Raw genomic sequence first — 12,879 nt, 5'->3', positions numbered from 1 at the left:
GTACCCCATTATAATTAATGCTATTGAAGTCAGGAAGAAGATGAACATTAGTATCCAAGCCAGGTAGTAATATGATGGCCTCCTTACAGCATAGAGGTTTATTAATAAGTAAGGGCTACTGCAATTAATTACAATACCCCTAATATTAAGGAACACTAACCTTGTTGTATTTAAACGTGCCATGATGAAGTTATACTCCTGAGGTATGGTTATATTGGTTTGGGGTATGTTTTGGTAAATAATTATCATTGATGAAGCATTAATAAACCCCGTATTATTTAAAATTAAGTACACATTACCCGTAATATTCATTAATAATGTACTTGAACAATTATGGTTCAATACTATTGGAATTAAACTATATTGGCCTAGGAGGAGTATAAGGGCTAGGAAGACTGCTGCAAATCCTAAGATGAACCCTATTTTTAAATGATTATTTAACATATTCATCTAATCCCCTCGGCTGCATATTCCTATTCCTCTGCGGGATAATTAAATTATTCAGAGATTTCCTAATTGATAGACATCAATAATATTAACTCCACTTTCACTTAAAATAAGCACCACAGGTACTTTAACTATTCCATCCCTTGAACCGTACTTAATCAGTAACTCCTTTGAGGAACCACCATCATTAATCATGGTTAACTTACAGCGAATACCCTTATTAAGCAGCCGCTTACAATGATACTTAATGAAACCTAGGTTAACATCCCATGATGCCGTAATTATCATAACTTCCACAAACCATACTCGCTAAAGTTACTTTAAAAAGATCACGCATGAAGTGAACTACTAACCTCTTAAAGGAGGGGTTTCCTGCTTCATTGCTTCACCTTGCCAGTACTGAAGTATTGGTATTGGGTGGTGTTTTGTAGGTTGTTGGGCATTTGAAGGCTCTATCTCCTAATGCTAATTCATTATTCATGTAGCTGCACCTTGAGCATGTTTTCGATGTGTTTGCTGAGTTCACTAGCCTAAACTCCTCACCATGCTTAACCAATCGCCGCTGGATAATGCTCTTTAATTCACTGAATTCAATATCCTCAACCACCTTATGAGACCTCACTCTTAGATACCTCTTACTCAAGCCCCTTAGGAACCTCACCTCAGCCTCATGGAGCTTAACTGCAATATTCTAGGCAGCTTGAGAATACAATATAATCCTCATCCAGCTCCCTCAACTCAAGGCTAACTGCCTAGCCCACTCCTAGTGAACCTAACCCCATACATGCCGCCTACTCACCGCAGGGTATTATACAATTCGCACGCCACCTCCAACCATAAGCCTCAAACCCCACGGCAGGCATTAAAATACGCTGCGTTATTTTTTATTAAATTTCTATAAAGGTGACTATCCATCTCCACCGTAAACGCAAAGTTTTCTGCACCTTTGAACCCTCTATTTTATAATTATGATAGCTATCCCCTATTATAAATGGTGGCATTCCAATGTACTTATCAGCTCACGTCATCTACCTCTAAAAATAGTTTCACATAGCTTATTGCTTATAAACTCCTGATTTAAATATTGTGATACTTCACTAGCAGCTCCCATATTGCCGTGGTACCGATAGCGTTAAAAAGTGGAGTACCCCAATATTAGTGTTCCCTCTCCCGGAGCCCTGCGTGAGCAGGCCTGTGAAGGGGGTTGGGTCACCCGGCCATCATGCTGGATAATACTTAGATTAATGTAGTTTATTTTATGCGAAAAGTTTATAAATAAGTAAAGTTTTAATTAGGTGGAAAGGAGGTAACATGAGCACCACACAGGGGGATTCTAATCAGCAAGATGAAACCAAGAGGGAGTTAATAATACAGAAGTTTAAACTATTTAGGAGGGAGGGTAATAACCTGGAGTTTGTTGATCAAAGTGGCCAAAAGTTAAGGTGCCCAATATGTGGTAATACTGTGTTCATTGAGGATGCTGAGCGAGGGCAGATAGTGTGTGCTTCATGCGGTTACGTACTCATGGAGCATATTCTTGATACCGGACCGGAGTGGAGGGCATTCACCCCTGAGGAGAAGGAGGATAGGGCTAGGACCGGTGGGCCATTGGAGAGGGTTACCAGTGAGGAGCTTGTAACTAGGATTGAGACAACATTAAAGTCCCCTGACTTAAAGAAGAAGCTTGAGATTCTTAAGTATAAGAAGTGGCAGCAGAGGATTAGGGTTCAAACCAGCTACGAGAGGAACCTTGTTCAGGCTACTCATGAGTTAAATAGGATAGCCCACCAGTTAGGTGTCCCCAAGTCCTGCATGGATGAGGCCCTGGCCGTATATAAGCAGGTCCTTAAGAGCGGCTTAGTTAAGGGTAGGAGCGTTGAGGCTATTATAGCCGCTTGCCTACACATGGCCTGTAGAATGCAGGGAATGCCCAGGAGCCTTGATGAGATTTCACAATACACTAGGGCGCCTAGGAAGGAGATTGCTAGGTGCTTTAGGTTAATTGCCAGGGAGCTTAGGATTAGGTTGCCGTTAAGTGATCCAAGGCAGTATGTGCCTAAGATAGTTGAGCAGCTTAAACTCCCGGGTGATATTGCTAAGGAGGCTATTAGGGTTCTTGAGGAGGCTAAGGATAAGGGCTTAACCGCAGGTAAGGATCCAGCTGGCTTAGCCGCCGCGGCTGTTTACATAGCGTCATTACTTAAGGGTGAGGTTAGAACCCAGAAGGAAATTGCCCAAGCAGCCCAGGTTACTGAGGTTACGGTTAGGAATAGGTATAAGGAGCTTGCTAAGGAGTTAAACATAAAGATACCAATTAAGTAACACACCCATGAAGATACCTGGTGTTGAGTATAAGACCCTGTGCAAGTACTGTAATTTAAGTAATGACTTGTTAATAGCTGAGGAGGATGGCTTCATGGTATATGCCTATGATGAGCCCTTTAATAATGGCCACGTAGTCATAGTGCCTAGGAGGCATGTGCCCTTAAGTGAATTAAGTATTGAGGAATTGTATAGGGCCCTTAGGCTTATTAGGAAGGCTGAGGCTACTTTAAGGGATGTGTATCATCCACAGGGCCTTAACATTGGATTAATTACTTACCCACATGCCGCCTTCCACGTGGTCCCCAGGTGGGGTGGTGATGTTAGCTTCATTAAGGTTTTCTTCAATACTAAACCAATCCCAGAAACACCTATTCAATACGCTGAACGCTTAAGGAAAGCTTGGGGAAGTTAACCCACAGTGTACTCTGGCAGTAGTTCATAAATAACCATAACCCTCTCGTAATCGCTTGATAGGTTATTAAGGTTGCTTAATTGCCTAATCTCAACAAGTTCATTAATCCTCCTTATTTCAAAAACCTTAAGTAGGAGGCTCTTATTCACATTCCTTACCTCATTACCTGGATTAACCCTAATTAACTTAATGCTAATATTACTCCTCCTGAAGGTTAACGTTTCATTGGATCCGCTCATCAGTAATTGAATACCTAATGTTAATGGTGAAACAGAGGATAAGGGCCTAATGGGCCCAATCCCAGACTCCTTAATTAATTTAATGTACTGATCCAGTAATTCCCAGTCCAATAATTGGTCATAAACTATTGCAGCACTACCACCTGAGGATATTACCTTACCTGCTAGGAAAACCAACTGCCCTGGTTTAGTACCCTCCAGTGGTAGTAGGGCGCAGGTACACTTAGTATACTCTAGGAATGATTGTGGTACGTGGGATGTGTAGTAGACTATTGTTGACGCCCTGATTACCCTATAAACCCTGAAACTCATCATTGATGGTAACCCTAAACCAATGTCAATTAAGTATAAGCCGCTTTCAACCTGCTCCTCCACTATGCTTATGTTACTTGGAATTAACCTATATAGGTACCTCCTCCCCCTTGAGACATCAAGTATTACCTCAATAATACCCTTAGCCTTCAACTCACCTAATGCCCCCCTTACTGCCCTTTGGCTAAGGCCAGTGTTCTCAACAATGTCATTAAATGTAACATACTCCCTACCATTAATCATGCTTTCAAATTGAAGGTAACTGGTTATTATTCTAGCTGATGGGGACAACTCCATGAACTTATGAGGTAAGTCAATCTTCCTACCTTCTTCACCAGGCACATGTAAGCTTAGGATAAAATCCCTAATAAGTGTTTTACTGAAGTTTAATGGTAGTTAACACTAGGCTTAAAGATTAATTCATGGGAAATTCTTTAAAGAATGGAAGAGGTGGATTAAGGAATGAAGATAAGTTACGTGGGGAATGATACTGGTTGGATAAATTACGATAAGGCAATTGAGGTGGCTAACTTAATTAGTAGCATAAGGCCAATGCAGGATAATTACCTTAACCCAGACTACTATCCTCCAACTGAGTTGGACCTAGAGATCCAAGCCATGTACTTCATGGCCATGGTCGCTATTGACCATAGGCTCAACATACCTGGGCACCCCTATGAAGCCACAATTAACGGTAAGAGGTACGTTGGCTCAGACCTACTTTGGAGGTTGGGGGCTGATAAGCTTAGGGAGGATGAATCATTCTTCACCCCCAGTAGATTAGCTAGGTTAAAGCCCAGTGATGTTAAGGATTGGTTAGGTGATGTATGGGATTATGGGGTTAGGGCATTCTTACTTTCGGATTTAGGCATTAAGGTAACTTCACTATTCAGTAACTCCGCGTTGAATGCCCTAAGATCCACTGGTGGAAGATTACTTGGCCCAGGCGGCTTAATTGAATTAATGATGAACTTCACCGCCTACACTGATCCTGTGGGGAAGAAGACGTATCTACTGGCTAAGTTTCTTCATGGTAGAGGTATAATTAGGTTCACGGATGTTAATAATGCCCAAGTGGCTGTTGATAACCACTTAACCAGGATTGCTATTAGACTTGGCTTAGTTGAATTAAGTCAAAGATCCATTAACCTGATTAATAATAACATACCCTTCACCCCCAGGGATGATGTTAACCTAAGGAGTTTGATTAGGGACTCATGGAAAATAGTATCAATGAATTCACGTATTGATGCCTTCTCACTGGATGATTATCTATGGAACCTTGGTAGATCAATCTGCATCCGAGATAAGCCTGACTGCAGTAAATGCCAGTTAAGGGACGTGTGTAATGCATATAGGAGCGGAATCTTCATTAATGAACATCAATTTTACCCAACCTACTGGTACTAGAGTTCGGCTTCATCGTAACTAGTAGTCATTTTTTAATGGGCTACTAGTTACTCAGCTTCATCGCTCCTCTCCCCCAGTGCCTAGGTTTGGGAACCTACCCAGCCACGGCGCGGGAAGCTTTACCAAGAACCTTCCTCTCCCTCGCAATTAATCATTGGGCTCATCGTGGTTCTCTCCAGTTAATTATTAATGATAAGGTTTTTAAAAAAGCCGTTAATAACCGCATATGGAGTAGGCAACTTTTCAGGTTAATTCTCGGTTACTTAATGGGACTTAAGTTAACGCTGATTAGCCAATGCCTTAAGTAATTCCACCACTCTCCTTAAGTCATCTAGTGTTACGTCACCCATAACCCCTATCCTTATGCTCCTCTCCCTTATACGCCACATACCACCACTTATGACGTAACCATTTTGCTTAAGGTAATCAGTAACCTTAGCTGGGTTTATTGGACTATAGAAGGCTGTTACTGTCCTACTCCTATCATTGGGGTTAATGGGGACAGGCTTAAAGCCTATGTTGCTAAGTTCATTGTAAAGCAGTCTTATTCTTTCATCATGAATTGCCACATACTTCTCTAAACCAACCTCATCGAGTATATACCTTAGCGATTCCCTAAGTGCATAAAGTATGTTAATTGGAGGCGTGTAGGGCGTCTCTAGCCTTGCACTATACTTGAGGTAATTACCTAAGTCCATTGAGGGTGGCTTAGGGTAATTTGTGATTAAACCAGCGTCCTTAAAGGCCACTATTGAGCCTCCCGGTGGGGCTAGTAGCGCCTTATGAGTGGCTGTGGCTACTACATCAGCATCATTATTGAGTGGTTCAGCTGGAATACCTGAGACACTGTCAACAAGCAGTATTCCACCATTATCATGAATTACTTTAGCCACATCATTAATGCACCGGTTAGCAACCCCCATGCTTGTCTCATTATGAACCATGGCTAATGCCTTAACCTTAACGTTTAATTCCTCAATATGGTCGCATATTGACTCACCTGGTTCAGTATAAATCCTCTTAACCACAGCACCTCTTGATTCCACTGATTGGGCAAGCCTTTCCCCGAACTCACCGTTAATGGGCACTAGAACCTCATCACCTGGTTTAATGAAGTTATAAACCATTACATCAACAGCGAATGTACCTGTGCCGGGCAGTATGCTTACAGTATAGCCTCTGAATATTCTACCTAACTGGTTAATTACATCACTATACAGTTCACTGAACTCCCTACCCCTATGAAACATCGGTTGTTTAGCGTAGGCCTCAATAATCCTTAGTGGTAATTGAACCGGGCCAGGAGTTAAGTACTTAACCATGGTTCCTCACCCTCTCTAAGGCTTCCTGTATGTTTGAGACCAATTCATCAACAATCCTTCCCTGAGCATCAATGGTTTCCGCACCTATGTGCGGCGTGACTATTACCTTTGGATGCTGAATAAGCTTAATTTCCCAATCCTCCCTAGGTGGTTCATGCTCAAGCACATCAAGGCCAACGCCCCATAATCTATCTAAGTGATTGAGAAGAACCTTAGTATCTATAACCTCACCTCTACTTGTATTAATTATTATAGAATTATCTTTAATTAACTTAAGCCTATCATCATTAAGCATGTGGTATGTTTCCCTATTTAATGCAACATGAAGTGTAACCACGTCACTACGTGAAAGGAGTTCATTAAGGCTAACTACGCTTGCTCCAAGCTCCTCAGCATATTTTGATACATCCACCACATCAGCTGCAAGTATTCTCATGCCTAATGCCTTAGCGTAACTCGCAACCGTCCTACCTATTCTGCCGAAACCAACTACACCAAGTGTCTTACCCCTAAGCTCAATTCCATGGTAAAGGCCCTTACTCCACTTACCATTTTTAACATCAATTAGGTGAAGGTGAATGTTCCTCGATATAATCAACATTAGGGTTAAGGTTAATTCAGCTGCTGAATAGGTGGCTGCTTTAGGTGAATTAATTATAGTTAACCCCCTCTTAAGTGCGTAATCGACGTCAATATTATCTAAACCAACACCAGCCCTAGCAATGATCTTTAATGATGCACCCCTATCTATAACCTCCCTCGTAACCTTGGTTCTACTCCTAACTATTAATAGGTCATAGTTTTCAATAATCTTAAGGAGCTCATCATATTGTATACCAGGCTTATAATCAACCACCACACCTACTTCACTTAACCTACTTATGAGGCGTTCATCAACCTTATCTGTTATTAGTGCCTTATATTGGATTCCGGATTCCCAACCCATTCCTGCCTATCCATAGGGGGGTTGCTTAGCTATATTTTTAAGCGTTACCCAGCCTTAAACGAGCCTTACCAGTAAGTAATCTACATATTATTCATCAATTGTATACTTAGCCTCATTATTTCATTAATTATGCCTAATAATAATTCATAATATGAATTATAAAGAATAAATTATGCTACATTAATTGGATAAGGGGGTTAAGGATCTTACAAAGCTAAGATACTCCCTATTACGTGTTATTGCTATGTAAGCTTCTGTTAGGTTCCTTGATGATGGTACTATATCGCTTAAGTACCTTATAACCCACTTAACAATATCCCTAAACCTATCATCATAATCACCCCTATATATATAGAATAATTCAGTGGGGGTTGGTTTAAGCTCACTAACCACGATAACATCATCAGCGGCATTCCTCACCTTAAGGTAATTAACATACCCTATTGACACTACGATTGAGTTAGGTGGATATGTTCTGGGCTTATCAAGGGTTTCAACAGCCTGTCTATGTAACTTAACCCAATCATCAATCTTAATTCCAGTTAAAGCTGATTTAGCCGTTAAGGTAACCATATCCACCGCAATCCTACTTATTCTTCTTTGATCATTTAGGCTTGGGCTACTTGAAATCAAGTTTACCCACGGGTACTCCCTGTAGAGCATGATTATTAAGTCTATTAATGGTGAATGAGTAACCAGCCAAGCATTACCTAGACTACCCCTTAGAAACTCAACTGCAGCCCCCTTACCTGATGATAATGTTAATTTAATTACTATTGTTAATAATTCCTTAGGTATTGGGATAGCAACATTCTCAAACCTACCTTCCTTAACCAATAATGCGGAAACAACCCTACTCACTGAGACTACATGCGCCTCTGTTGAAGGCGAGGAAACCGCCAGAAGCATTAACTAACTGGAGCCAGAACCCTTAATTAACCTATGTTCATGACCCTAAGTGAACACTACGAGTTATCTGTTAATGTTTATAAAGCCTGATCCCATTAACTTAAGCATGGGAGGTAAGAAGAAGCCCACTATTTCCCAATTAGCCAAAAAGGAAAGCAAGGAGAAGGAGCAGGCTGAGAAGAAAGGTAAGGGGAAGGGTAAGGCGTCTGAGGAATCTGTTAAGAAGATTGTAGCTACAGTGCCCGCTGAATTATATGATCAGATAGCTAAGGATGTTCAAAAAATGGAATACGTAACAACTTACCTAATATCCTCAAAGTATGGGCTTAAGATGGGGGCTGCATCAAGAGTACTTAATGATTTAATGAAGAGGGGTGAATTAGTGTTAGTGTCGAGGAGCCATAGGATGAATGTTTATACCCCTGTTGATAGGGCTAAGAAGCTGGGTTTAGCTTAAACACAGTTAAAAAACATAATTGAGTTTAATTGAAAAACATCCATCAATATTTTTACGGAACCTTATACTTACCCTCAGCAACCTTCTGAACCCTACCTTCCTTAGCTAACCTAGTTAACTGAGCCTTCACAACATTAAGCCTTTGCTCACCAACAGCCTTAGCCACATCCTCAACGGTTAACTCCTTACCCTTATTTTGAGTTAAGTAGTCTAATATCTTCTTCTTTATTCCATCCGACATATTGCACTTAAATCTAGGTTAGTTACTTTTATAGATTTCTGCAATGCATATAGTGTGTATTCAGCAATACCAGTTTAATCTGCATGATCTATGAGTACTTATAACCATTAAAATATAAGTTTATTTCCCTTACAATTAATCTCTTTTTACAATACAGATTATAAGAATTTAATGCATAATCATTAATATTTTCATACCTTAATAATCACTTATATTACTGAAAGAGAATTATATTTAAATATTACCAATTAATTGCATTACTGCCTTTAAAATATCCTTTAATTTAGAAACCCAGATTAGTACCCCAGTGAGCTACCCACTCCTTAAGGATGGAGCTTCCTGCCTCATTGCTTCACCTTGCCCCTTAACCATGAAGGGTATTGGTGGAGCTCCACAGGCAGTCGGGCCAGCCCCCACGCCTAAGAATATTTAGCAGTATTCAAATTCCTATCAATAACTAAACCACATTGAGGGTACTTAAACACCCTATCCTCTAATGCTAAATAAAATCCCTAAAAGATGGGAAGCGGCTTTATCTCGGTTCAGTAATAGGAAAAGTAATTAAATTAGTTAATGTTAACTAAACTAAGATGATTAGCGTCATTAGGAGGTTTGGCGGAATTGAAGTCTCATGCTGTGGCCATAGTATACTCGTAGATCCTACACGTAGATTCATAGATAACTATGATGCAGTACTAATAACTCATGGCCATAGTGATCATTATACAAGCCACATATCTAAGGCTAGAAGGGTAATAATGAGTGGTGAAACTTTAAGGATACTCAGGGAGTTCAGAGGATTAAGGCTTGGAGCTGGTGTAACTGTTGCATATCCTAATAGGCCAATAGTCTTCGATGATTTCAGTGTAGTGCCATTAAATGCAGGTCATGTGATAGGTAGTTTAATGTACTTAATTGAATTTAAACTTGGTTCAATATTATTAACCGGCGATATGAATGTTGAGGACAGCATCATACTTAAGGGGGCTGAACCTTACCCTGATGTGGACATATTAGTAATTGAAAGCACTTATGGAGACCCAAGTTTTCACTTTGAACCGCGTGATGATATATATAATGATATAATTGATTTAGCGGAAAGGACAATAAAGAGGGGATTTAAGTTAGTGCTTTCAGGTTTTGCGCTTGGTAAGGGGCAGGAATTATATAAGCTACTTATTGATAATGGATTCGATGTTGCAATGGATAAGAATGTACATTCACTCAACAGAATACTACTGAGTTCAGGAACTCTACCCAATAATGGTGACATCATAGTCGCCGATATACCCCCAAGGATTCAACCAGAAAATGACTCAGTAATAGCATTAGTAACAGGTGGTGCCCCTGGAGGATGGATTAGGAGGCATATTCACATTCAGTTAAGCAGCCATAGTGACTTTAATGGGTTAGTTAACTTTGCAGTGAACTCAAGGGCAAAGAGAATTTACACTATTTATGGCCATAGTGAGAAATTAGCCAGATATTTAAGACTTGAATACGGCTTAAACTCATACCCCATACCTAATAATACATTAATTTAACTACATGCAGTATCATTCGCCCAACAATAATACATCTTGAATTATTTAAATTTTTAGATACATCTTGAATTTACCATTACTATTATGGGGGAATAATCATTAATACTAAGTCCAGGTATTATAGCTTAATCTACTGCTAGGTGTGGTTCCTCATTAATTTAATATACATTTATTACCATGATGGTAGAATTATGCTGCATTAAATGGAGATATACTAATCAAAATCTTCCCCCATTTCCAGTAAATTATCCAGGAGCTGCTTGCGGTAGTCCTCATCAATCTCCTCCTCTGAGCTACTCTTATTCTCAACTATAGGCACTTTAACGCGCTTATTCTCCTCAACAACACTTCTCTCTACGAAAGACTTTCTATCCCTCTTATTAACCTTCTCCTCATACCCGCACTTAGGGCACTTCAAGTATGTTGTATTCCCTTTCTTCACTGGGACCATTGCTGTTCCGCACTTAGGGCAAAACTTCATAATATAGAAGCTGGCTTCTAGTTAATAAATGCTTCGCCAATCATATACATCATACTTTTAATCTAGGCTAGGATTTATTACCTCACTCTGAGTAAAGTCTACTTAACATTGTATAAAGTATCATTAAATTATGATCTCACTTCAAGTATTATATATATGTATATAAAAATTAATGCATGATCTTTATCATGCAGTAATTTTTATAAATTGAACTGCTAGATATCGAGCAAAGATATGGCAAATAATACTATGCGCTTGCCAAATCATATTGGGATCATACCAGATGGCAATAGAAGGTGGGCAATGGCTCATGGCATGGATATATATACGGCTTACTTAATTGGGTCGGATAAAGTTGAGGAGGTTTTAGAGTGGGCGCTTGATAATAATATTCAGTCAGTCACAGTCTATATCTTATCCTATGAGAATTTTATAAACAGAAGCGAGATGGAGAAGAGGATCCTATATGAGCTACTCATTAGGAAGCTTAAGAAGGCTAGGGAGGATCCAAGGATACATGATAATAAGGTTAAGGTTACTTTAATAGGCAGATGGAGGAATCTGCCGCTATATGTTGTTGATGAAGCCATTAAGACTATGACAGCCACCGAGATGTATAATTCCCACTTCCTTAACCTAGCGGTAGTCTATGGTGGCTACCAATCCATTGTGGATTTAATTAACACAGCAATCACCAAAGTTGGTAGATTCATTAATGATGATGAATTAATTAAACTGCTGCCAACAAGCTTCCTACCTAACCCATTCATAGACCTAGTAATTAGAACTGGGGGTGAGAAGAGGTTAAGTAACTTCTTTCCACTAGAATCCATTTACGCTGAATTATATTTCCTTGATAAATACTGGCCTGACTTCAGTAGAGAGGACTTCCAGAATGCGCTAAAGTACTATGCGAGTATTGAGAGGAAATTCGGTAAGTGAATTCATCATTAATTAGGTTAAGTGAGAACCAAGTATCCATTCGAAGAACTTTAATTCTTAACTAACCTACTTCTAATGAATAATATAATATCCTCCACATCCTTTTTAACAATGAGTTCATTAGTATAACGGGAAACCTCAGCATCTTTATCATAACCATTGTATTGGAATTCATGTAAATCAAGTGCCTTCTCAACCATTAATTCAAGCTCCTTATCCCCAATTAATGATGCTACTTCCTTCATCCTAGAGGTAGGCATGGTAGCTATGATCCAATCAACCCTCTCAACCTCCTTTAAGCCAATTCTCTTCCTACCCTTAAAGTGATTTACTAAAATCCCCCTATTATCCAAGGCAATGGCAGCTAGGTAAGCCTTAACAGCCTGAAAGGCCTTACCAGCAGCATTCCTCAATAACCCATTCTCCATAAATTTCTCAGCTAACTCAGACTCATATAAAGCCTCCTTAAGCCTACCCTCCCTGTATTTATTGGCATCGATCCAAGGCTTAGTTAAGTAATCCACGGTATTTACTCAATAAAGATAACTTAAGCTTTACTTACACAACCACTGAAGCAAAACTCATAATATTCATAATTTTCTAATAGCCTTAAACCTCATTAAGCATTCACGTTAAGGGCTATATTACTCTCCTCTTCTCAAGTATCTTATCAATCAATGTTAAAGATTCGCCATCCTTTTCAATAATCTGCTTAGCTGGCGGTAATTCAAGGTAGTTACTTATTCTTGACGCTACCCTATCGGTGTACGTTGGTACAAGTTCATTCTGGTAAAATATCCCTATAGGTATCTTTTCATCCATGGGTTCCCTAGCCTTTTCAATAGCCTTAACAAGCTTCTCCTCGACTTCTTTTTCGTTGTGTACTGTTGGG

At 39.7% G+C, this 12,879-nt stretch carries 16 protein-coding genes and 1 pseudogene; 6 read left to right on the top strand and 11 right to left on the bottom strand.

The window, feature by feature from the left end; genetic code table 11:
- From BP896_RS03210 to BP896_RS03200, 3 genes are all read right to left on the bottom strand, one after another.
- Positions 1-249: hypothetical protein (locus BP896_RS03210; protein ID WP_291765561.1), on the bottom strand; the 249-nt coding region annotated here is incomplete at its 3' end.
- Positions 250-501: 252 nt separating this feature from the next.
- Positions 502-744 (bottom strand): hypothetical protein, encoded by a 243-nt coding sequence (locus tag BP896_RS03205; RefSeq protein ID WP_291765559.1) that lies wholly within the window; start codon positions 742-744, stop codon positions 502-504.
- Positions 745-832: 88 nt separating this feature from the next.
- A complete protein-coding gene (locus BP896_RS03200) occupies positions 833-1,069 on the bottom strand; it encodes a zinc ribbon domain-containing protein (protein ID WP_291765557.1) in 237 nt (78 codons plus the stop codon).
- Between the two features lie 689 nt (positions 1,070-1,758).
- Here BP896_RS03200 and BP896_RS03195 point away from each other — a divergent pair.
- Positions 1,759-2,769, top strand: a complete 1,011-nt coding sequence (locus tag BP896_RS03195) for a transcription initiation factor IIB (RefSeq protein ID WP_291765554.1) — start codon at positions 1,759-1,761, stop codon at positions 2,767-2,769.
- 7 nt (positions 2,770-2,776) lie between these two features.
- On the top strand, positions 2,777-3,184 hold the full coding sequence (locus tag BP896_RS03190) for an HIT family protein (RefSeq protein ID WP_291765552.1): 408 nt from the start codon (positions 2,777-2,779) through the stop codon (positions 3,182-3,184).
- Here the strand turns inward: BP896_RS03190 and BP896_RS03185 are convergent.
- On the bottom strand, positions 3,181-4,077 hold the full coding sequence (locus BP896_RS03185; RefSeq protein ID WP_291765551.1) for a hypothetical protein: 897 nt from the start codon (positions 4,075-4,077) through the stop codon (positions 3,181-3,183). The two genes, BP896_RS03190 and BP896_RS03185, sit on opposite strands and share 4 nt — an antisense overlap.
- Before the next feature lie 120 nt (positions 4,078-4,197).
- On the opposite strand from BP896_RS03185, the gene BP896_RS03180 reads away from it, so the two are divergent.
- On the top strand, positions 4,198-5,145 hold the full coding sequence (locus BP896_RS03180) for an iron-sulfur cluster loop (RefSeq protein ID WP_291765549.1): 948 nt from the start codon (positions 4,198-4,200) through the stop codon (positions 5,143-5,145).
- A 278-nt stretch (positions 5,146-5,423) separates the two neighbouring features.
- Here the strand turns inward: BP896_RS03180 and BP896_RS03175 are convergent, their stop codons facing one another.
- From BP896_RS03175 to BP896_RS03165, 3 genes are all read right to left on the bottom strand, one after another.
- Complete coding sequence (locus tag BP896_RS03175) at positions 5,424-6,467, bottom strand: pyridoxal-phosphate-dependent aminotransferase family protein (protein ID WP_291765547.1); 1,044 nt, start codon at positions 6,465-6,467, stop codon at positions 5,424-5,426.
- Entirely contained in the window at positions 6,460-7,413 is a 954-nt protein-coding gene (locus BP896_RS03170; RefSeq protein WP_291765545.1) for a D-2-hydroxyacid dehydrogenase, read from the bottom strand. The genes BP896_RS03175 and BP896_RS03170 overlap by 8 nt, the downstream gene beginning before the upstream one ends.
- Positions 7,414-7,593: 180 nt before the next feature.
- Positions 7,594-8,322 (bottom strand): hypothetical protein, encoded by a 729-nt coding sequence (locus tag BP896_RS03165; RefSeq protein WP_291765543.1) that lies wholly within the window; start codon positions 8,320-8,322, stop codon positions 7,594-7,596.
- Between the two features lie 106 nt (positions 8,323-8,428).
- On the opposite strand from BP896_RS03165, the gene BP896_RS03160 reads away from it, so the two are divergent.
- On the top strand, positions 8,429-8,779 hold the full coding sequence (locus tag BP896_RS03160) for a 30S ribosomal protein S25e (protein WP_291765541.1): 351 nt from the start codon (positions 8,429-8,431) through the stop codon (positions 8,777-8,779).
- A gap of 52 nt (positions 8,780-8,831) precedes the next feature.
- Here BP896_RS03160 and BP896_RS03155 read toward each other — a convergent pair whose 3' ends face one another.
- Positions 8,832-9,020: a TrmB family transcriptional regulator gene (locus BP896_RS03155; protein ID WP_291765539.1), complete on the bottom strand. Its 189-nt coding sequence runs from the start codon at positions 9,018-9,020 to the stop codon at positions 8,832-8,834.
- A gap of 590 nt (positions 9,021-9,610) precedes the next feature.
- Between BP896_RS03155 and BP896_RS03150 the strand changes: the two genes are divergently transcribed.
- The gene (locus BP896_RS03150) at positions 9,611-10,564 is read left to right on the top strand and encodes an MBL fold metallo-hydrolase (protein WP_291765538.1); all 954 of its coding nucleotides are present in this window, start codon (positions 9,611-9,613) and stop codon (positions 10,562-10,564) included.
- Positions 10,565-10,778: 214 nt separating this feature from the next.
- On the opposite strand, the gene BP896_RS03145 is transcribed toward BP896_RS03150, so the two are convergent.
- Positions 10,779-11,045: a zf-TFIIB domain-containing protein gene (locus BP896_RS03145; protein ID WP_291765537.1), complete on the bottom strand. Its 267-nt coding sequence runs from the start codon at positions 11,043-11,045 to the stop codon at positions 10,779-10,781.
- Between the two features lie 234 nt (positions 11,046-11,279).
- Here BP896_RS03145 and uppS point away from each other — a divergent pair, with 234 nt between their 5' ends.
- The gene (gene uppS, locus BP896_RS03140) at positions 11,280-11,987 is read left to right on the top strand and encodes a polyprenyl diphosphate synthase (RefSeq protein ID WP_349681923.1); all 708 of its coding nucleotides are present in this window, start codon (positions 11,280-11,282) and stop codon (positions 11,985-11,987) included.
- 50 nt (positions 11,988-12,037) lie between these two features.
- On the opposite strand, the gene BP896_RS03135 is transcribed toward uppS, so the two are convergent.
- Complete coding sequence (locus BP896_RS03135) at positions 12,038-12,511, bottom strand: PaREP1 family protein (RefSeq protein ID WP_291765535.1); 474 nt, start codon at positions 12,509-12,511, stop codon at positions 12,038-12,040.
- 115 nt (positions 12,512-12,626) lie between these two features.
- A pseudogene (locus BP896_RS03130) lies at positions 12,627-12,879 on the bottom strand (2-oxoacid:ferredoxin oxidoreductase subunit beta); the annotation flags it as partial.

Origin of the sequence: Caldivirga sp. UBA161 (genome assembly GCF_002506515.1) — an archaeon.
GTDB lineage: Archaea > Thermoproteota > Thermoprotei > Thermoproteales > Thermocladiaceae > Caldivirga.
The sequence above is the reverse complement of the archived record's forward strand: the minus strand, read 5'-3'. Positions and strand labels throughout refer to the sequence as shown.

What these genes read in the sequence shown, in the direction of transcription:
- BP896_RS03165 (WP_291765543.1), bottom strand. Translation starts at nt 8,322, where the DNA reads ATGCTTCTGGCGGTTTCCTCGCCTTCAACAGAGGCGCATGTAGTCTCA.
- BP896_RS03175 (WP_291765547.1), bottom strand. Translation starts at nt 6,467, where the DNA reads ATGGTTAAGTACTTAACTCCTGGCCCGGTTCAATTACCACTAAGGATT.
- BP896_RS03195 (WP_291765554.1), top strand. Translation starts at nt 1,759, where the DNA reads ATGAGCACCACACAGGGGGATTCTAATCAGCAAGATGAAACCAAGAGG.
- BP896_RS03190 (WP_291765552.1), top strand. Translation starts at nt 2,777, where the DNA reads ATGAAGATACCTGGTGTTGAGTATAAGACCCTGTGCAAGTACTGTAAT.
- BP896_RS03155 (WP_291765539.1), bottom strand. Translation starts at nt 9,020, where the DNA reads ATGTCGGATGGAATAAAGAAGAAGATATTAGACTACTTAACTCAAAAT.
- BP896_RS03180 (WP_291765549.1), top strand. Translation starts at nt 4,198, where the DNA reads ATGAAGATAAGTTACGTGGGGAATGATACTGGTTGGATAAATTACGAT.
- BP896_RS03145 (WP_291765537.1), bottom strand. Translation starts at nt 11,045, where the DNA reads ATGAAGTTTTGCCCTAAGTGCGGAACAGCAATGGTCCCAGTGAAGAAA.
- BP896_RS03150 (WP_291765538.1), top strand. Translation starts at nt 9,611, where the DNA reads ATGATTAGCGTCATTAGGAGGTTTGGCGGAATTGAAGTCTCATGCTGT.
- uppS (WP_349681923.1), top strand. Translation starts at nt 11,280, where the DNA reads ATGGCAAATAATACTATGCGCTTGCCAAATCATATTGGGATCATACCA.
- BP896_RS03170 (WP_291765545.1), bottom strand. Translation starts at nt 7,413, where the DNA reads ATGGGTTGGGAATCCGGAATCCAATATAAGGCACTAATAACAGATAAG.
- BP896_RS03160 (WP_291765541.1), top strand. Translation starts at nt 8,429, where the DNA reads ATGGGAGGTAAGAAGAAGCCCACTATTTCCCAATTAGCCAAAAAGGAA.